Source organism: Nonomuraea sp. NPDC004186 (assembly GCF_053603495.1).
In genome coordinates, this window is record NZ_JBSGFQ010000095.1 from 29,857 (window position 1) to 48,977 (window position 19,121).

17 protein-coding genes and 1 pseudogene are annotated in these 19,121 nt (G+C 72.0%); 10 read left to right on the top strand and 8 right to left on the bottom strand.

Translation table 11 applies throughout. The annotated features are described in order from the left end of the window. Positions 1-5 precede the first annotated feature (5 nt). Both ACWEPL_RS48690 and ACWEPL_RS48695 read left to right on the top strand, forming a co-directional pair. Positions 6-1,472, top strand: a complete 1,467-nt coding sequence (locus ACWEPL_RS48690; RefSeq protein WP_452440300.1) for a multicopper oxidase family protein — start codon at positions 6-8, stop codon at positions 1,470-1,472. A 12-nt stretch (positions 1,473-1,484) separates the two neighbouring features. Next, positions 1,485-2,096 (top strand): hypothetical protein, encoded by a 612-nt coding sequence (locus ACWEPL_RS48695; RefSeq protein ID WP_452440301.1) that lies wholly within the window; start codon positions 1,485-1,487, stop codon positions 2,094-2,096. 56 nt (positions 2,097-2,152) lie between these two features. Here ACWEPL_RS48695 and ACWEPL_RS48700 read toward each other — a convergent pair whose 3' ends face one another. Further along, positions 2,153-3,049: an SDR family oxidoreductase gene (locus ACWEPL_RS48700; protein ID WP_452440302.1), complete on the bottom strand. Its 897-nt coding sequence runs from the start codon at positions 3,047-3,049 to the stop codon at positions 2,153-2,155. A gap of 99 nt (positions 3,050-3,148) precedes the next feature. Here ACWEPL_RS48700 and ACWEPL_RS48705 point away from each other — a divergent pair, with 99 nt between their 5' ends. From ACWEPL_RS48705 to ACWEPL_RS48715, 3 genes are all read left to right on the top strand, one after another. After that, a complete protein-coding gene (locus ACWEPL_RS48705; RefSeq protein WP_363964913.1) occupies positions 3,149-3,727 on the top strand; it encodes a TetR/AcrR family transcriptional regulator in 579 nt (192 codons plus the stop codon). 169 nt (positions 3,728-3,896) lie between these two features. Further along, on the top strand, positions 3,897-4,322 hold the full coding sequence (locus ACWEPL_RS48710) for a MerR family transcriptional regulator (protein WP_363964911.1): 426 nt from the start codon (positions 3,897-3,899) through the stop codon (positions 4,320-4,322). Next, positions 4,322-5,287 carry an NAD-dependent epimerase/dehydratase family protein gene (locus ACWEPL_RS48715; protein ID WP_452440303.1) on the top strand — a complete coding sequence of 322 codons (966 nt, stop codon included), beginning with the start codon at positions 4,322-4,324 and terminating at the stop codon, positions 5,285-5,287. Before ACWEPL_RS48710 ends, ACWEPL_RS48715 begins: the two co-directional genes overlap by 1 nt. A 106-nt stretch (positions 5,288-5,393) precedes the next feature. On the opposite strand, the gene ACWEPL_RS48720 is transcribed toward ACWEPL_RS48715, so the two are convergent. The 3 genes and pseudogenes from ACWEPL_RS48720 to ACWEPL_RS48730 all read right to left on the bottom strand — a co-directional run. After that, on the bottom strand, positions 5,394-6,353 hold the full coding sequence (locus ACWEPL_RS48720) for a YceI family protein (RefSeq protein WP_452440304.1): 960 nt from the start codon (positions 6,351-6,353) through the stop codon (positions 5,394-5,396). 63 nt (positions 6,354-6,416) lie between these two features. Further along, positions 6,417-7,028 (bottom strand): MSCRAMM family protein, encoded by a 612-nt coding sequence (locus ACWEPL_RS48725; RefSeq protein ID WP_350738259.1) that lies wholly within the window; start codon positions 7,026-7,028, stop codon positions 6,417-6,419. Positions 7,029-7,235: 207 nt separating this feature from the next. After that, positions 7,236-8,699, bottom strand: a pseudogene (locus ACWEPL_RS48730) (MFS transporter); the annotation flags it as partial. 163 nt (positions 8,700-8,862) lie between these two features. Here ACWEPL_RS48730 and ACWEPL_RS48735 point away from each other — a divergent pair. Continuing rightward, positions 8,863-9,513 carry a TetR/AcrR family transcriptional regulator gene (locus tag ACWEPL_RS48735; RefSeq protein WP_363964905.1) on the top strand — a complete coding sequence of 217 codons (651 nt, stop codon included), beginning with the start codon at positions 8,863-8,865 and terminating at the stop codon, positions 9,511-9,513. A 116-nt stretch (positions 9,514-9,629) separates the two neighbouring features. Beyond that, positions 9,630-10,955: a phytase gene (locus tag ACWEPL_RS48740; RefSeq protein ID WP_452440305.1), complete on the top strand. Its 1,326-nt coding sequence runs from the start codon at positions 9,630-9,632 to the stop codon at positions 10,953-10,955. 45 nt (positions 10,956-11,000) lie between these two features. On the opposite strand, the gene ACWEPL_RS48745 is transcribed toward ACWEPL_RS48740, so the two are convergent. After that, entirely contained in the window at positions 11,001-12,158 is a 1,158-nt protein-coding gene (locus ACWEPL_RS48745) for an alkaline phosphatase PhoX (protein WP_452440306.1), read from the bottom strand. 179 nt (positions 12,159-12,337) lie between these two features. Here ACWEPL_RS48745 and ACWEPL_RS48750 point away from each other — a divergent pair, with 179 nt between their 5' ends. From ACWEPL_RS48750 to ACWEPL_RS48760, 3 genes are all read left to right on the top strand, one after another. Then, a complete protein-coding gene (locus ACWEPL_RS48750; protein ID WP_452440308.1) occupies positions 12,338-13,297 on the top strand; it encodes a hypothetical protein in 960 nt (319 codons plus the stop codon). A 161-nt stretch (positions 13,298-13,458) separates the two neighbouring features. Next, complete coding sequence (locus tag ACWEPL_RS48755; RefSeq protein ID WP_363964897.1) at positions 13,459-14,493, top strand: glycosyl hydrolase 53 family protein; 1,035 nt, start codon at positions 13,459-13,461, stop codon at positions 14,491-14,493. 18 nt (positions 14,494-14,511) lie between these two features. Next, on the top strand, positions 14,512-17,070 hold the full coding sequence (locus tag ACWEPL_RS48760) for a sugar-binding domain-containing protein (RefSeq protein ID WP_452440309.1): 2,559 nt from the start codon (positions 14,512-14,514) through the stop codon (positions 17,068-17,070). Between the two features lie 17 nt (positions 17,071-17,087). Here the strand turns inward: ACWEPL_RS48760 and ACWEPL_RS48765 are convergent, their stop codons facing one another. The 3 genes from ACWEPL_RS48765 to ACWEPL_RS48775 form a co-directional block, all read right to left on the bottom strand. Beyond that, positions 17,088-17,876: an N-acetylmuramoyl-L-alanine amidase gene (locus tag ACWEPL_RS48765; RefSeq protein ID WP_452440310.1), complete on the bottom strand. Its 789-nt coding sequence runs from the start codon at positions 17,874-17,876 to the stop codon at positions 17,088-17,090. A gap of 27 nt (positions 17,877-17,903) precedes the next feature. Beyond that, the gene (locus ACWEPL_RS48770) at positions 17,904-18,560 is read right to left on the bottom strand and encodes a response regulator (protein WP_452440311.1); all 657 of its coding nucleotides are present in this window, start codon (positions 18,558-18,560) and stop codon (positions 17,904-17,906) included. After that, positions 18,557-19,121, bottom strand: a 565-nt coding sequence (locus ACWEPL_RS48775) for a sensor histidine kinase (RefSeq protein ID WP_452440312.1), incomplete at its 5' end; no start/stop codon positions are given. The genes ACWEPL_RS48770 and ACWEPL_RS48775, both read right to left, overlap by 4 nt.

Below are 19,121 nucleotides of genomic sequence, written 5' to 3' on the forward strand. Positions count from 1 at the left end.
GGGTCATGGTCCTCACCCGTCGCGTGCGGCTGGTCGCGGCCTGCGCCGCGACGCTGGCCGTCGTCGTCCCGCTGGGCTGGCTGTGGCAGGCGAGCCGGCTGCCGCGGTCGTACTCCGTCATGGACATGGGGTACGCCGACGGCGGCCGGCAGGCGGTCGCGCCGCACCACCACCGGAACGCTGCCACCCGCGACATCACCACCCTGGTCGCCGACCCGGCGCGCAGGCCGGACGTCGAGGTGACGCTGACCGCGCGCGAGCAGCGCGTGCGGCTGGCGTCGGGCCGCGAGATCGACGGGTACACCTTCAACGGCCGCTCCCCCGGCCCGCAGATCACGGCCGTGGCGGGCCAGCTCGTACAGGTGCGGCTGGTCAACGCGTCGGTGCCCGGCGGGGTCACCCTGCACTGGCACGGCGTGGACGTCCCGGGCGGCGAGGACGGCGTCGCCGGGGTCACCCAGGACGCGGTCCGGATCGGCCGGGACTTCGTCTACCGGTTCGTCGTCCGCCGGGCCGGGACGTTCTGGTACCACTCCCACCAGCTGTCGCACGAGCAGGTCGCGGGCGGCCTCTTCGGCGCCCTGGTCGTGCGGCCCGCGCGCCCGCAGGCCGCGCTCGACGTCGTCGCCCTGTCGCACCTTTACCACGGGATCCGCACTGTCAACGGGTCCGAGTCCGACGTCACCGTCCCGGCCCCGCCCGGTGCCACGGCGCGGGTACGCGTGATCAACACCGACAACGGCCCCACCCCGGTGTGGGTCACGGGGGCCGCGTGGCGCCTGGTCGCCGTGGACGGCACCGATCTGCACGGCCCCACGGCCATCGAGCACGCCGCCGTCCTCGTGACGGCGGGCGGCCGGGCCGACCTCGAGGTGACCATGCCGTCCGGCGGCGGCTCCGTACGGGTGCAGATCGGCGGGCCGCTGTCGGTGGTGCTCGGCCGCCCGTCCGGCGTCCCGGCGAGCGCCCGCCCGGCTGCCACGCTCGACCTGCTGACCTACGGCACCCCCGCGCCCCTCGGCTTCGACCCGGCGCACCCCGACCGCGCCTTCCGCTACGAGATGGGCCGCCGGCCGGGCTTCCTCAACGGCGTCCCCGGGCTGTACTGGACCGTCAACGGCCACATGTATCCGGACGTGCCGATGTTCACGGTCGCCGACGGCGACGTCGTCCGCATGACGATCGTCAACGACAGCGGCGAGGTGCACCCCATGCACCTGCACGGCCATCGCGCGGTGGTGCTGGCCCGCGACGGCGTGCCCGCCACCGGGAGCCCCTGGTGGGTCGACTCCCTGAACGTCGAGGACGGCGAGTCCTACGACATCGCCTTCCTCGCCGACAACCCCGGCATCTGGGTCGATCACTGCCACAACCTGCCGCACGCGCGTGAGGGGCTGCTCGTCCACCTCATGTACGAGAACGTCACCACCCCGTTCCTCATCGGTGGCCCGGCGGGCAACTCGCGAGAGTGAAGGAGGACACCGGTGACGACAGACCCGCACCCGCTGCCCGCGTCGCTGCGCCGGCAGGCGGTGGCAAGCGGAGTCACGGGCCTGGTCGCGGACGCGTTCCTGGTCCTGTTCTACGTCGTCGCGCGGCCCTGGGCCGACGACCCCGGCGACAGCTGGCTCGGCCCGGCCAACGACGTCCTCGTCCTGCTCCAGTACCTGGCGCTCGTGCCGGTGGTCCGCGGCCTGGGCCGCCTCATGGCCGGCGACGCCCGCGCCCGCGTATGGACCAGGATCGGCCTGGTCGCCGCCGTCCTGGTCGTCGTGCTGCAGGCGCTGCTGCTCACGGGCCTGATGCCGTTCGAGTACCAGGTCGTCCCGGTGAGCCTGAGCGCCGTCGCCGGCATGTGCTGGGCGGGCGCGATCAGCGCCGCGGGGGCGCGCACCGGCACCCTGCCCGCGGCCGTGACCCGCCTCGGCCGCGCCATCGTGATCGGGCTGCCGGTCGCCGCCGGGGCGTTCGGCGTCGGCTTCCTCGTCACGGTCGTCTTCGACGTGTCGTGGGCCTGGGCCGCCGGCGGGATCCCGGGCGCCGTCGTCTGGACGATGTTCCCCGCCTGGACGCTGCTCGTGGGCCTGCGCCGGTGATGCCGGTGGGGGTGGGCGGCGCGGCCGGCACCGCGTCGCCCGTGATCACGGTCGGTTCAGGGTTGGTCGTAGTGGCCCGCGGCGATGTCCTCCAGGAGGGTGGGGCCGGTGGGCCGCCAGCCGAGCAGTTCGCGCGTGATCGTGCTCGTTGTTGGGAAGTCGGCGGCCAGAAACCCGCCGATGAACGGGATCTCGTCGGCGATCTGCTCCGCCGGGGCGGGCTTCGCCGGCACGCCGAGGCGGTCGGCGAGCGCTTCGGCGATCCGCCGGACGGGCACGCCCTCTTCGGCGGCGACGTGCAGGATCGTGCCGGCGGGGGCGTCCTCGAGCCCCAACCGGACCAGGCGCGCGGCATCGGAGCGGTGGACGGCGGGCCAGCGGTTGTGCCCCTCGCCGGGGTAGACGGAGGCTCCGCGCCGTCGGGCGGCCTGGGCGATGATGGAGATGAAGCCGTGGTCGCCTTCGCCATGGACGGTCGGGGCGAAGCGGGCGGAAATCACCCGTACGCCGCGGTCGGCGTAGGTGAGGGCGAGGTTCTCGGCACCGCCGCGCGGTGAGTCCGGGCCGACGGCGGGATTGGGATCCCGCTCTGTCGACGGGCGTCCGAGGCCGGGCAGAGCGAGGCCGGCCGCGAGCACGAACGGCCGATCGGACCCGGCGAGCGTGTCGCTGATGGTCTGGACCGCGGCCCGCTCGGCGCGGTTGGAGATCTCGGGGTGGGCGAAGTCGTGCTTGTTCGCGAGGTGGACGACGCCGTCGGCCGCGTTCGCGCCCTGGCGGATCTGGTCGAGGTCGTCGAGGTCGCCGGGGTGGACGTCCGCCCCGAGGTCCTTGATGACGGATGCCGATGCCTGGGAACGGGCCAGTCCGGTCACCTTGTGACCGGCGGCGATGAGCTCGGCGACGACGGCGCGGCCGATGAATCCGGATGCTCCGGTGACGAAGACGTGCATGGTGGACTCGCTTCCAAGAATGATGTCAGGAGATGACATCACCAGCATAGCCGTGATGTCAGGCTCTGTCATCACCTCGATTCGGGCTACGATCCGGACATGGCACGTTGGGCACCTGGAGCGTCGGATCGTCTGCAGCGGGCGGCGATGGAGCTGTTCGCCGAGGACGGCTTCGAGGCGACGACCGTGGCCGGGATCGCCGGGCGGGCCGGGGTGACCGAGCGGACGTTCTTCCGGCATTTCGCGGACAAGCGCGAGGTGCTGTTCGCCGGCGGGGAGCAGCTCGAAGCCGCCTTCGTGGGCGCGATCGCCGACGCCCCGGCGGACGCGTCCATGGCCGGTCTGCTCGCCGCGGCGCTCGATGCCGGGGGCCGGGTCCTGCAGGACGGACGGGGCCGGGATTTCTCCCGCATGCGGAACGGGATCATCACGGCGAACGAGCAGTTGCGGGAGCGCGAGCTGCTCAAGCTGGCCAAGCTCTCCCACGCCGTGACCGCCGCGCTCGTCGCCCGCGGCATCGCCCAGGCGACCGCTTCCCTGGCCGGCGAGCTGGGCGTTCTGGTGTTCAAAACGGCCTTCGCCCGGTGGATCGCGCCCGATGAGACCCGCGATCTGCTCGACCTGCAACGCGAAGGCCTCGCCGCCATCAGCGACCTGACCCGTGCCGAGACCGTGTGACCCAATGTTGACGCTGTCGCTCTCCGCTCAGTGCGCTGGACCGGGCGGCACCCGCTGAGATCGGTGGCGGCGCCCGGGCGCTGTACCTGGACGTCAGCGGTCCGGGCGGCACAGACCCCGCGTTTGACCTCAAGCGCTTGAGGTGTGTTTCGCTGACCGCATGGCAGTTTTGACCATCCATGAGGTGTCCCGGCGCAGCGGGCTGAGTGAGCCGACCCTGCGCTACTACGAGGAGGTCGGGCTGGTCGGCCCGATCGACCGTGACGAGAACAGCGGGCACAGGCGTTACCGCGACGAGGATCTTCACGTGATCGAGGCGCTGGCCTGCCTTCGCGCGGTCGGCGTGAGCATCGAAGACATGCGCACCTACCTGACGAACCGGACCCGCGGGCGGGTGGCGGCGGCCGAACAGCGCGATCTGCTGCTGCGTCACGCGGAGCGCATCGAGGCCGAGATCCTCGCCCAGCATGCCCGGCTGGCCTATCTGCGGGAGAAAGCGGCGCTGTGGGACGCTCGCGACCGCGGCGACACGGCCGCGGAGTCCGAGGCGATGCGGCGTTCCATCGATGCGGCCGGTCGCTTGGGGGTGCTGTGATGAGCCGGGTCCTGGTCACCGGCGGGGCCGGCTACGTGGGGACGCACCTGATCGCCGCACTGCTGCGGGCCGGGAGACCGGTACGCGCCACGGTGCGCCGGACGACTCAGGAGGCCGAGCTGCGTGCGGCGGTGCGCCGCGGCGACGCCGACGACGCCGGCCTGGAGATCGTCACCGCCGACCTGATGGCCGACGACGGCTGGCCCGCCGCGGTGGCCGGGTGCGAGGAGGTTCATCATGTCGCCTCGCCCATCCCGGTCACCCAGCCCGAGAACCCTGACGAGCTGATCGTCCCCGCCCGGGAGGGCACGTTGCGGGTGCTGCGTGCCGCGCGCGACGCGGGTGCCCGGCGTGTCGTGCTCACCTCGTCCTTCGCCGCGGTCGGATACACGCCCAAGCCGGGCGCCGAGTTCACCGAAGACGATTGGACCGATCCCGACACGCCGGGCCTGGCGCCGTACCCGCGTTCCAAGGCGATCGCCGAGCGGGCCGCATGGGCCCTGATGGAGCGCGACGGCGGCGACACCGAACTCGTCGTGGTCAACCCGACGGCCATCTTCGGGCCCACCCTCACGACCGGCCTGCGCTCCTCGACGCAGCTGATCAAGGCGATGCTCGACGGAACGATGAGCCTCGCGCCCCGCCAGCGCTTCGGCGTCGTCGACGTGCGCGACGTGGCCGACCTGCACCTTCGCGCCATGGCGGAGCCCAAAGCCGCGGGCAAGCGCTTCCTGGCCGTCGCCGACGGCGCGACGCTGAGCTTCCTGGAGGTGGCCCAGATCCTGCGCCGACGGCTCGGCCCGGCGGGCACACGCGTACCCACGCAGGAGGTGCCGGGGGAGGACCCGCCACGGCCGATCATCCACAACGACCGGGCCCGCAGCGAGCTCGGCTGGCGTCCGCGGCCCGCCGAGACGACGATCGTGCAGACGGCGCAGAGCCTGCGCGACCTCGGCCTGGTGTAGGCGACGGAACCGACCATCGCCGGGGTTCCGCACGGGCGGCACGGTCCGCGGGCCCGCCCGTCGTCCGGCTGCCTGCCCGGTAGTGCCGGTCCCAGGGAACTCTCGCCTAGGGCAGGGACGCCCCCTGCACGGCCTGGATGTCCAGCTCCACCTTCAGCGTCGACCCGATCAGGTTGACCCCGGCCCGCACGACCTGGTTGTACGTCATCGCGAAGTCCTCGCGGCGCAGCTCCGTCTCGGCCCGGAACGCCGCCCGCAGGCCGCCCCACGGGTCGGGGCCGGTGCCGAGGTAGGCCAGGTCGAGGTCGACGGGCCGCTGCACCCCGGCGAGCGTCAGCGTCCCGTGCACGATCCACCGGTCGGGGCCCGCGGGCGTGAGCCCGGTGCTGCGGTAGGAGATCATCCGGTACGCGGCGGCGTTCAGGAAGTCGGCCGAGCGGAGATGGTCGTCGCGGGTGCCGTTCCCCGTCTCGATCGAGGCGGCCACGATGTCGGCGGCCACCGACGAGGTCTCCGGGTCCGTGCCGACCTCGATCCGCCCGGCGAACTGGGTGAACCGTCCCCGTACGGTGCTGAGCCCCAGATGCTGGGCGGTCGCCGCGATCGTGCAGTGGGCCGGGTCGAGCGTCCAGATCCCGGGTGGGGGAAGGTCGACGCCGCCCTGCCGGGCCAGCACCACCGTGCCCAGCTCGGCGGCGCCGGACCCGGTCGCGATCGCCGTCATCGCGGCCGGTGTGTATCCGGCCGCGGTGGCGACGGCCGTGTAGACGCCGGGCGCCAGCGGGCCGGTCGACACGACGCCCTCGGCGTCGGCCTCGGCCCGCGCGACCTGCTGCCCGGTCAGGTCGGTCACCGTGACGATCGCGTGCTGCACGGCCCACCCGTCCTTGGTGCGGACCAGGGCGTGCAGGCCCCGGCGGGCGGCCGGGGCGCTCTGCCGGTCCCCCGGAGTGCCCCGCTCGGTCTGCCGGCCCGCCGGGGCGCTTTGAGGGCTCCCCGGAGCGCTCCGCTCGGTCTGCCGGCTCGCCGTGGCGTTCCGCCCGGCCTGCTCTTGGCTGGTGTACATGGTGCTCCTGCTCTCCCTGCTTTCCTTGCTCGTCCCTTCGAGCGGTCGTCGCGGTGTCGGGTGTCAGTCGGCGTGGACCAGCCACAGGTCGCGGTCGTCGTCGTCGCGGCCGTTGATGCTCACGGTGTCCGCCACGGGCGGGTATCCGGTGGCGATGAGCGTGTACTGGCCGCCGGTCAGGTCGGCGAAGGCGTACGCGCCGTCCTCGCCGGTCGTCGTGGTGCCGACCACGTTCCCGGCCGCGTCCAGCAGCGTCACCCGCGCGTCGTTCAGCGGGCCGCCGTCGCCCACCCGTACGGTGCCGCGGATCCGGGCGCCGGGCCGCAGCTCGACGTCCTGCCTGGTCTGGCCGGCGCCGGCGACCTCGACCGGGACGGCGGCCGGGCGGAAGGAGTCCGCGCTGACCGCGAGCGTGTAGCCGCCCGAGGTCACGCCGGACAGGCTGTAGGAGCCCTCCCCGTCGGTCGCGCCCGTGGTGACGACCTCGCCGCGGACGTCGGTCAGCACGACGACCGCCCCGGGCACCGGCTTGCCCTCCAGGTCGCGCACCACTCCGGTCAGCTTGTTCGAGCCGGTGAGGATCAGGTTGAAGTCGACCGGCCGGTCGCCCACGACGAGGGTGGCCACCTGCGGGTCGCGCTCGGCGGCCGACGCGATCAGGACGTAGGTGCCCATGCCGGGCGTCCAGATGGCGTACCCGCCGTCGGCCAGGGTCACGGCCCGGGAGAGCTGGTGGCCACGCGAGTCGATCAGCGTCAGCGTGGCGTGGCCGACCGCGTGGCCGTCGTCGCCGCTGACGATGCCGCGGATCTCGACGCCGCCGTCCGGCGCGTCCGTCCAGGCGGTGCCCACCGGCGCGTACGCGGGCTCATCCACGTGCGCCGGCCCGTGCGCGGAAGGCGCCGGGGCGGCGGCGTGCGCCGTGGTGGGGGCGGCGGCGCTCCGGCGCGGGAGGAAGGCGGCCAGGACGAAGGCGAGGAGGGCGGCTCCGGCGCCGATGCCCATGACGACGCGGAAGCCGTCCTCGGAGGGGAGGGCGACGGGGCCGAACGTGGTGGTCATCTGCGACAGGACGACGCCCGCCACGGCGCTGGAGACGGAGGTGCCGACGGCGCGCATGAGGGTGTTGAGGCTGTTGGCGGCGGCCGTCTCGGACACCGGCACGGCCCCCATGACGAGGGCGGGCATGGAGGCGTAGGCGAATCCGATGCCGGCCCCGATGATGCAGGAGACCAGGACGAGGTGCCAGATCTCGGACATCAGCCCGATGTTGAGCGCGTAACCGGCGGCGACGATGACGGCGCCGATCATCAGGGTGACCTTGGGCCCCCTGGCCGCGGACAGGCGGGCCGACAGCGGCGCCAGCACCATCATCACCAGGCCGGATGGCGCCATCACCAGGCCCACCGCCAGCATCGACTGGCCCAGTCCGTAGCCGGTGGCCTCCGGCAGCTGCAGCAGCTGCGGCAGCACCAGGGACATGGCGAACATCGAGAAGCCCATCATGGTGGAGGCGAGGTTGGTGAACAGCACCTGACGCCGCGCGGTGGTGCGCAGGTCCACCATCGGCTCGCGGGTGCTCAGCTCCCACCAGCCCCACAGCAGCAGCACCACGACCGCCGCGGCGAACAGGCCGATCGTGAGCGGGTCGCCCCAGCCCCAACCGGCGCCCTTGGAGATCGCCAGGAGCAGGCACACCAGCGCGGCCGACAGCCCGACGGCGCCGACCAGGTCGAAGCGCCCGCCGCTGCGTACCGCGGACTCGGGCACGAGGGCCAGCACCAGGACCAGGGCCACAACGCCGAGCCCGGCCGCGGTCCAGAACAGCACGTGCCAGTCGGCGTTCTCGGCGATGAGGGCGGCGGCGGGCAGGCCCAGGGCGCCGCCCACGCCGAGCGAGGCGCTCATGAGCGCGGTCGCGGAGCCGAGCCGTTCGGCGGGCAGCTCGTCGCGCATGATGCTGATGCCGAGCGGGATCACGCCGGAGGCCAGGCCCTGCAGGGCCCGCCCGACGATCATGGGCGTCAGGGAGTCGCTGAAGGCGCACACGACCGACCCGGCGACGAGCAGGATCAGGCTGAGCAGGAGCATGCGCCGCTTGCCGAACATGTCGCCCAGCCGTCCCACCACCGGTGTGGCGACCGCGCTGGCGAGCAGGGTGGCGGTGATCGCCCAGGTGGTGTCGGACGCCGGAGCTCCCAGGAGCTTGGGCAGCTCGGGAACCAGCGGGATCACCAGGGTCTGCATCAACGACACCACGATCCCGGCGAAGGCGAGCACCACCACGAAGGTGCTCGACCGCGGGGGGTCGGCCGCGTGGGCGCGGCGGGCGGGGATGTTGGCCATGCGAGGTCTCCGTTGCGGGGTTGAGGGAAGCAAACGACGAGGTATTAGTAAATCAGTCGCTTGACTTAAGGCTAACAGCGTCGATTTACTGAACACAACCGACGGTCAGGCCCCCGAAGGAGGTCCTCGTGAGCAGGCGTGACGTTCCGGTACGGTGGTGCCGATGACCGGCAAGACCGTACGCGCCGAGCGCGCCGGAGTGACCCGCGAGCGGATTCTCGCGGCGGCGGAGCAGCTGTTCGCCGAGCACGGCGTGCTCGCCGTCTCCAACCGTCAGGTCAGCGAGGCCGCCGGGCAGGGCAACAACGCCGCCGTCGGCTACCACTTCGGCACCAAGACCCACCTCGTACGCGCGATCGCCCGCAAGCACGCCGAGCCGGTCGAGCGGATCCGCGAGCGGATGGTGGCCGAGCTCGGCGACTCCGCCGACGTGCGCGACTGGGTCGCCTGCATGGTGCGCCCGGTCACCGAGCATCTGGCGGACCTCGGCTCCCCCACCTGGTACGCCCGCTTCGTCGCCCAGGTGATGACCGACCCCGCGCTCCGCGCGATCATGGGTGACGAGACCCGCTCCTCCCCCTCGCTGCGGCAGACCGTCGAGGGGTTCAACCGGTGCCTGCCCGAGCTGCCCGCCGAGGTGCGCGCCGAGCGCGGCGACATGGCCCGCCAGCTGATCGTGCTCACGTGCGCCGACCGCGAGCGCGCGCTCGCCGAAGGCGCCCCCACCCCCCGTACCACCTGGCACGACGCCGCGACCGGCCTGATCGACGCGCTCGTCGGGATGTGGCTCGCGCCCGTCACGCGCGAGCCCTGACGGGCGCCCCTGCGACTCGCGCCTCGATTTGGGCGGAAGTTCCGGTTCGGTTCATGGTCCGGTCGGCTTCGCTCATGAGGATCAAGGCAGCAAGGTTCCTTGATGAGGAGAAGTCGATGCGCCCCCTGACCTCGCTGGCGTCCGCAGCGCTGACGATCGGCCTGCTCGGTGCCCTGGTCCCACCGGCGACCGCGCAAGACCTGCCCGCCGTCGAGCCGCGGGTCGAGACCCCGCCGCTGTTCGACGACGAGGCCGGCGGCAATGCCAACGGCGACGACCCGGCGATCTGGGTCCACCCCACCTCTCCGGCGGAGAGCCTGATCGCCACCACCGCCAAGGAAGGCGGTCTGTACCTCTACGACCTGGACGGCAGGCAGCTCCAGCACCTGCCCGCCCCGGCCGCGCCGGGTCAGGACGACGAGCCGGGCCGGCTGAACAATGTGGACGTCGTCTACGGGCACGCGTCCAAGGCGGGCCGGTCGGACGTCTTCGTCGCCTCCGACCGTGGTTCCGACAAGCTGCGCGTCTACCGGATCAATCCGGCGAGAGCGGGCCAGAACCGGCAGCCGCTCACCGACGTCACCGACCCCGCCGCGCCGTTCGTCTTCAACGCGACCCAGGCGGAGGTGAACGACGCCGAGACCGTGTACGGCCTCGCGACGTGGAAGCGGGGCTCGGGCACCTACGTCCTGGTCAGCCGCCGGCACACCACGCGGCTCGCGCTGCTGAAGCTCACCGACGCCCCTGGCGGCAAGATCGGCTACACGACGCTCCGGACCATCGATCTCCCGTCGAGCTTCACCCTCCCCAACGGCCAGAGCTGGAGCCCGTGCGACGAGCCGGGCGTGGGCCCGCAGATCGAAGGCATGGTCGTCGATGCCCAGACCGGCACGCTCTACGCGGCCCAGGAGGACGTCGGCATCTGGCGCATCTCCGGCGATCTCACCGGTTCACCGAAGCTGGTCGACCGTGTCCGCGAGTACGGCGTACCGGCCACCTACGACCCCGCCACCGAGGAGTGCTCCCCCGGAGCCGACCCCGGATACGGCGGCGACAACCTGACGGCCGACGCCGAGGGCCTGACCATCTATTACGGCAAGGACGGCAAGGGCTACCTGATCGCCTCCAGCCAGGGCAGCGACACCTTCGCCGTCTATGACCGCAGAGGTGACAACGCCTACCTCGGCTCCTTCCGCGTCGGCGAGAGCGGCGGCATCGACGGTGTGCAGGGCAGCGACGGGACGATGGTCATCAACGTGCCGCTCGGCCGCCGGTTCCCCAAGGGCCTGTTCGTCACCCACGACGGCGCCAACACCCCCGAGGCGACGGATCCGGAGGGCGAGGTGCGCGAGAACACCGACTTCAAGTATGTGAAGTGGGACGACATCGCTCGCCGCCTCGGGCTGGACGTCGACGTCGCAGGCTGGAACCCGCGCGGCTGACATGAACGGGTCGCCGGATCACTCCGGCGACCCATTCAGGCCGGGTCAGGTCCGGAACGGGCCGGTCACGCAGTACGTGATGCCGCCGGACGACGACCCTGACGTGCCGCGCTGGGAGGAGAAGTACAGCCGGTTGCCCGCGGGGTTGAAGGCCGGGCCGGTGATCTCCGACGAGCTCTGGCCGCCGATCCGCAGGAACGCGGAGATCTTGTCGTCGGGAGTGATCAGGCAGATCTCCATGTTGCCGCCGTCCTCGGCCACGTACAGGTCGCCGTAGGTGGAGCCGGTGACGTTGTCGACGCCGGTGAGCGGCGGGGTGCCGGGGCTGACGAGGCTGTCGTCATAGGCGAGTTCGTAGGTGTTGCTCGTCAGGTTGACCTGCCACACCCGGTTGTCGCCCTTCGTGGTGAACCAGACCGTGTCGTCGGCGTAGTGGCAGCCCTCGCCGCCGTTGAACGACTTGGAGCCGGACACCTGGCTGCGCGTCGCCGTCGGCGAGCCGTCCGGGTCCGGGACGTTCGCCCAGGTGAACGAGCCCGACGTGGCCGATCCCGCCACCAGCACCTGGAGGGTGCCGGAGGACAGGTCGCCCCACGTCGTGGGGACGAACCGGTAGAAACGCCCGTTGGTCTCGTCCTCGGTGAGGTAGATCACCTGCCGTACGGGGTCGGCCGCGGCGGCCTCGTGCTTGAAGCGGCCCATCGCGGGCCGCTGCACGGCGGTGCCGCCGAACGGGTAGGTCTCGTAGACGAAGCCCAGGCTGACCTCCTCGCACGACAGCCACGTGTTCCAGGGCGTCTTACCGCCCGCGCAGTTCTGCCGGGTGCCGGACAGGATCCGGTTCGCCGAGGTGACGGCTCCGCCGGAGTCGAAACGGATGGCCGAGGCGCCGCCGCCGGGGTTGATCTCGGAGTTGGAGACATAGATCCAGCCGCTGCCGTCGGCGAAGCAGGCGCCTCCGTCAGGGGCGTTGTGCCAGGTGTAGGACGTGCCCGGGACGGACTGGCCGGAGCGGGCGATCACCTGGCTGGTGAAGCCGGCCGGCAGCTGGATGCCGTTGGCGTCGGCGGCCTGCAGCGGGCCGTAGGGACCGGGGGCGTTCTGCGCCGGTGCGGCCAGGGCGGCGCCCTGCCACAGACTGCCGGAGAAGGCGACGGTGCTCGCGCCGAGCACGGTCGCGCGCAGGAAATTACGGCGTTCCATCGACGAAACCTCCTTGAGGGGGTGCGGCCTCGCCGACAGTATGTCGATCAAACCGACATTCGCCCGTCAGAGAAGTTAACGGGAATAGTGCGCTGGATCACATTCCCGTGCCCGGCGTGGCGTCGCACCCGCCGATGGTCTGGACTGGGTGGGGACAGCCGCACGACGGGGGAAGGCCGATGACCGCGGGCCGGGTCGACATCATCGAGCAGGGCCCGCGCAGGCCACGCCGGGCAGGGATCGCGGTCCTGGTCGCTCTCGCGGCGGTGTCGCTCATCGGGTCGCTCATCGGGTCGCTCATCGGGTCGCTCATCGGGATTCTCACGAGCCGGGACACGAGCCGCCCCGCGCCGGAGCCGCCGGAGCCGGAGCCGGTGCGCGAGGCGATCACGGTGAATCCCAACGCCGTCTACCCGGAGGCGAGCGGGACGGGCGGGACCAGGACGTTGCGGGTCACGTTCCCCGACGGGTCGCGGGCGGAGGTGACCTACCCGGCCGGCCTGAACCTGGCCTCGCTGGGGGCCCGGCCGTACACCAGCGGCACCCTCACCGGCGCCGGCAAGGCGGAGGGGCACCGGTCCCTCACCGGCGCCGGGAAGGGCGGGGAGTTCCGCTCCCTGACCGCCCCGCTGTACGGCGAGGCCGAGACCGCCGCCGGCCGGCCGATGATCCGCCGCCTCACCGGCGACGTCACGCTCTGGCCCGGGCCACTCGGGGTGGACACCGCCGGCCCGGTCCTGCTCTTCGCGTTCGGCGACTGGCGGATCGCGTTGCAGGACGAGCGGGCCGGGATGACCTTCGAGCAGCGGCGGGCCTGGGCGCAGAACCTGCGCGGCACGCTCACCCCCGACGGCTTCCTCACCCTGTCAGCCGGCGGGCCGCTGCGCCTGTCGCGCCCCGGCGAGATCCGCAACGGCGTGCTCGTCGGCCCGCAGCTGTGGCTCGGCGGGCTGAGCCGCCGCATGCTGGTGCTGGCCCCGGTCCCCGACTGCGAACGGCAGGGCCCGGCGTCCGTCGCCCTCGACCCGCGCCACGCCATCTCGGGCAGCGCCTGCCGCGCGGACTTCTACCTGGCCGCCTCGGGTGACGAGAGCTTCGTGCGGAGCGCGCTCCGGGACGTCCGCGTCCGAGCCATCTGAGCGCGGAAACGCTTTCACATGGCATGAAACTTTCAGCGGGCATCCCCGGCCCAGCAGGCCCGTCTCCCCGCTCCCACCACGTCACTGACAGCCGACCTTGACGCTCCCAGACTCGATTCTTACGGTTAAACCGCTTTAACCCTAGGAAGGGGAAGTCGGTCATGGCAGACATGCGCACGTCCGTACCCGCCGAGCTGAGCAGGCGCGCGGTCCTCCTCGGCGCCGGCGCGCTCGCACTGGGCGCGGGCACGGGAACGCCGGAGGCTCAGGCGGCGACCTTCGTCAAGGGCGCCGACATCAGCTGGATGCCGCAGATGGAGGCGCAGGGCCGGAGCTGGCGCAACGGCGCCGGGACCGCCCAGGACCTGTTCACCATCCTCAAGGGGTACGGCATCACCGCCATCCGCCTGCGTACCTGGGTCAACCCCTCCGGCGACCCGGTGCACGGCCACTGTGCCGTCGAGGAGACGGCCGCGATGGCCGTACGCTGCAAGAACGCGGGGCTGTCCGTGCTCATCGACTATCACTTCGGCGACACCTGGAACTCGGTCGGGGTGCAGAACCCGCCCGCCGCCTGGGCCTCGATGAGCTACAGCCAGATGCTGGACGCGATGTACGACTACGTCTACCACACCATGAACGTGATCAAGTACAACAACGTCACGCCCGCATGGGTGCAGATCGGCAACGAGACCAACTCCGGCATCTGCAAACCGGTCGGGAGCATCAGCCGCCCCGCCCAGATGACCGGCCTGCTCAACGCCGCCTACGACATGGTCAAGCACGTCTTCCCGGCCACGCCCGTGCTGGTGCACCTGGCCCAGCCGCAGAACCTCGGCAGCGTCCAGAACTTCCTCAACGCCTACCGGGACAACGGCGGCCGATGGGACATCACCGGCCTGTCCTCCTACGCCCAGGGCGGCAACGTGGCCCCGGTGCTGGACAACATGCACACCATCCAGAGCACGTACGGCAAACCGGTCATGCACGTCGAGTACGGCGGGCCGCTGAACAAGCCCACGCAGGTACGCGACTCGCTCCGCGCCTTCATCACCGGCCTGAAGAGCTTCGGCGGCCTCGGCACGTTCTACTGGGAGCCCGAGGTCTACTCGCCGTTCGCGACCTACGGCAGCGGGGCATGGGACCCCGCCACCCTGCGGCCCACCGCCGCCATGGACGGATTCCTCAACGTCTGACCCGGCAGGAGAAGACCCATGGGACAAGCGATCGAACCCGCCTCCGGCGTGCGCAGGAGGACGGTGCTGGCCGCCGCCGGCGCCCTGGCGCTGGGCGCCACCGGGCTCACCCGCGCCGACGAGGCGACCGCCGCGACGGCGAGCGGCCGCGTGGTCTACAACCTCAACCCGGACTGGCGGTTCGTCAAGCAGGACGTGGCGAACGCGCAGGCGCCCTCGTTCGACGACTCGGCGTGGGCGGCCGTGAGCGTCCCGCACACCTTCAACGACGTGGACTCCTTCGACAACTACATCACCAGCTCCGGCGAGTCCGCCGTCGCGATGCAGCCGGTCTGGTACCGCAAACGGTTCACCCTCCCGGCCGCGCACGCCGGGCAGAAGGTGCTGCTGGAGTTCGAGGGCGTCCGGCAGGCGGCCACGGTCTACGTCAACGGCACCCAGGTGGGCCTGTACGAGTACGGCGTCACGCCGTTCGGCTTCGACATCACCGGCCAGGTGCTCTTCGGCGCCGAGAACGTGATCGCGGTCAAGGCCGACAACACCAAATGGCGGCCCGAGCAGTCCACCGGCACGGCCTTCCAGTGGGACACCCGCGACTTCAACCCGACCTACGGCGGGCTGACCCGCAACGTGCGCATGTACGTGCTGCCCAGGACGTACTTCACGCTGCCGCTCTACACCAACCTGCGGACCGTCGGCACGTACGTCTACCCGAGCGTCGTGAACGTCTCCGGCGCGACGGCGACCGTCAACGTCGAGGCCCAGGTCCGCAACGAGCAGACCTCCGCCCGCACCGTCACGGTCTCCGCGAACGTCGTCCAGGCCGACGGCCAGGTCCGCGCCACCATCACCGGATCGCCGGTCACGCTGGCCGCCGGGCAGACGCAGATCGTCAAGCTGTCGCAGCGGATCAGCCAGCTGCGTTTCTGGGAACCCGGCCGACCCTACCTCTACACCGTGGAGGTGGTCCTCTCGGAGGGCGGTACCGTGCTGGACGCGTACCCGATCGTCACCGGGTTCCGGAAGGCGGAGTTCAAGGGCGGGACCAGCGGCGGCGGCGTCCACATCAACGACAAGCACGTCTTCCTCACCGGCTACGCCGTCCGCGCCACCAACGAGTGGGCCGCCATCGGCGCGGCCGTGCCGGAATGGATGACGCACCTCGACGGCGAGATGATCCGCGACAGCAACGCCAACCTGATCCGCTGGATGCACGTCGCCACCACCCCGGCGGACATCCGCATGACCGACCGGTACGGCATCGTCTCCGTCCAGCCCGCGGGCGACAAGGAGTCCGACGCCACCGGCCGGCAGTGGGAGCAGCGGGTCGAGCTCATGCGCGACGTGCTCATCTACTTCCGCAACAGCCCCAGCATCCTGTTCTGGGAGGCCGGCAACAACTGGATCACCGCCGATCACATGCGCCAGATGACCGATCTGCGCAAGACCTGGGACCCGAACGGCGGCCGGGCGATGGGCTGCCGCGCCATCTCCGACGACTCCGCGTACGGCGGGACCGCGGCGGTGGACGCCGCCGAATACGTCGGCACCATGCTCAACCGGCACTATTCGGCCTACGCCCGCGACCGCAAGCCCATCATCGAGTGCGAGTACACGCGGGACGAGGCGCCGCGGCGCGTCTGGGACAACTACTCTCCCCCGGACTTCGGCTACGTGACCGGCCCGGACGTCACCTACCACCTGGCCTCCGAGGACTTCGCCGGCCCGCACGCCGCCGCCACCCGCTACGAGTTCTGGGGGCAGCGCATCCAGGGGCCCGGCGATCGCCGCTACTCCGGCGCCGCCGCCCTCGTCTGGGCCGACTCCAACCAGCACGGCCGCCAGTACAACTGGGAGTGCGCCCGGCTGTCCGGCCGGGTCGACGCGGTCCGCCTCCCCAAGGAGTCGCTGCACACCTTCCGCGTCATGCAGAGCCCCATCCCGGACATCCACATCATCGGGCACTGGACCTACCCCGCCGGCACCGCCAAGACCGTGTACGTCATGGCCTCCTCCCACGTCCGCCGCGTGCGGCTGCTCGTCAACGGCGCCCAGGTGGGCGACGACACCTCCGCGACCCAGGACTTCCTGTACTCCTTCGCCGGGGTCGGCTGGCAGTCCGGCACGATCACCGCCGTCGGCTACGACGCGGCCGGTCAGGAGATCGTCCGCGCCTCCAAGACGACGACCGGCGCGGCCACCGCGCTCCGGCTGACGCCGCGCACCGCGCCCGGCGGATTACGCGCGGACGGCAGCGACATCGCCTTCTTCGACGTCGAGGCCGTGGACGCGCAGGGCCGCCGGATGCCCACCCACCAGGCCCGGGTCGACTTCACGCTCACCGGCCCGGCCGCCTTCCTGGGCGGCTTCAACCCGGGCAAACCGGGCAGCGTCCACAAGCCCTACCTCGACACCGAGGCCGGGGTGAACCGGGTCTTCATCCGGGCCTCCCGCACGCCGGGCACCATCGCCCTGCGCGCCACCGCCACCGGCCTGACCGCCGCCACCGCGAGCGTCACGTCCGTCTCGTTCGCCGTGACCGCCGGCCTGACCACCCAGCTGCCCGCCACGTACTGACCGGCGCCGCGACTCGGTCAGGCGCCGGTGAGATAGTTCTTGATCCCCTTCGCCAGCGAGTCGGCGATGCGCTTGCGGAAGGCGACGTCGGTCATCTTGGCGGCGTCGCCCGCGTTGCGCATGTTGCCGCACTCGATGAACACGACCGGCCGCGTCGACAGGTTGAGCCCGCCCAGGTCGGTGCGGGACCGCAGGCCGTCCTCGCCTCGGTAGTTCGCGTACGGCATGCCGGTGCCGTCCCGGTACGCGTCGCGGATCGCCAGCCCGAGCTTGCGGGACGGCTCGATGACCTCGTCGTTGCGCCCGGCGATCAGCCCGGGGGTGATCACGTGGAACCCGCGCCCGCTCGGCTTGCCACTGTCGCCGTGGATGGACACCACCGCGTCCGCCCTGGCCTCGTTCCCGATGGCCGCCCGCTCGGTGACGCAGGGGCCGATGCCCTCGTCGTTGCTCCGGGTGAGCACGACCTGGGCTCCCATCGTCTCCAGGAGCGGCCTGAGGTGCTGGGTGACGCTCCAGGCGAAGGCGTTCTCCTCGTACCCGTCGGCGGTCTTGAAGCCGACGGCGTTACAGGCCTTGCTCTTGGTGATGATGTCGACCTCGCGGTCGACCTGCTCGGGGTGCGCGGCGTTCCCGCCGTTGTGGCCGGGGTCGAGCACCACGACCTTGCCCGCCAGCGGCCCCTTGCCCGTGCCCGGCGGCGCCGGGAGGCCCGCCCCGCCAGGGGCCGGCGCGGCGCCACCGCACCCACCGGACAACGCGGCCAGTACGGCGAGTGCCACGAATCCAGGTCGATGAACGCGCATGATCAGACCGTATCCGGCGATGACCCGTCACAACCGGGGATTCCGTGGGATGAGCAGCCCCCGGTTGAACGCCTCGGTGACGGCGGCGGCGCGGTCGTTCACCCCGAGCTTGGCGTAGATGTTCAGCAGGTGGGACTTGACGGTGGCCTCGGTGAGGAACAGCTTGGCCGCCGCCTCCCGGTTCGTGGCTCCGGCCGCCACCAGCTGCAGCACTTCGACCTCGCGCGGGCTGAGCGGCCCAGGGGCGGGCCGGCGTACCCGGCTCATCAGCAGGGCCGCCACCGACGGCGCGAGCACCGCCTCGCCCCGGGCCGCCGCCCGGACCGCGCGCAGCAGCTCGTCGCGGGGAGCGTCCTTGAGGAGGTATCCGGTGGCGCCGGCCTCGATCGCGGGGAGCACGTGGCTGTCGGTGTCGTACGTGGTCAGCACCAGTACGCGGGCCTGGCTCCCCCGCTCGGCGAGCTCCCTGGTCGCGCTCACCCCGTCCATGCCGGGCATCCGCAGGTCCATGAGGATCACGTCCGGACGCAGGGCCTGGGCCAGCCGGACCGCCTCGGCCCCGTCGGCGGCCTCGCCGAGCACCTCGAACTCCGGGTCGCGGCCGAACATGCCGGCGAGCCCGTCCCTGACCACCGGATGATCATCCACGATCAGCAGCCCGATCGGGCCGGCGGGGCGGCTCACGCGCTCACCTCCGCCCGCTCGGCGGGGACGCGGGCCGAGATGCCCGTGCCGGCGCCCGGCTCCGACTCGACCTGCAGCGTGCCGGACAGGCTCTCCATCCGCTGCCGCATCGCGATCAGGCCGAACCCGCCGCGATCGGCTCGGAATCCGTCGGCGGCGGCGTCCAGCAGCGCCGGGTCGAAGCCGCCGCCGTCGTCGCGGACGTCCAGGGCCGTCTCGTGCTCCAGGTACGACAGCGTCACCCCCACCCTGGTCGCCCGCGCGTGCTTGGCCACGTTGGCCAGGGCTTCCTGCGCGATCCTGAGCAACGCGGCCTCCGCCTCCGGCCGGATCGGCCGCGCCGTACCGGTCGTCGTGACCTGGACCGGGATCTCGTGCAGCGCCGACCAGCGCTCGGCGACGCCCGCCAGCGCCTCGCTCAGCATGGCCGACCGCAGCGGCTCGGGACGCAGCGCGTGCACCGACCGCCGCGCCTCCGACAGGCTCTCCCTGGCCAGCTTGGTCGCGGCGGCGACGATCCGGCGGCCTGGCGCGGGCACGTCGCTGAGGCGCGCTCTCTGC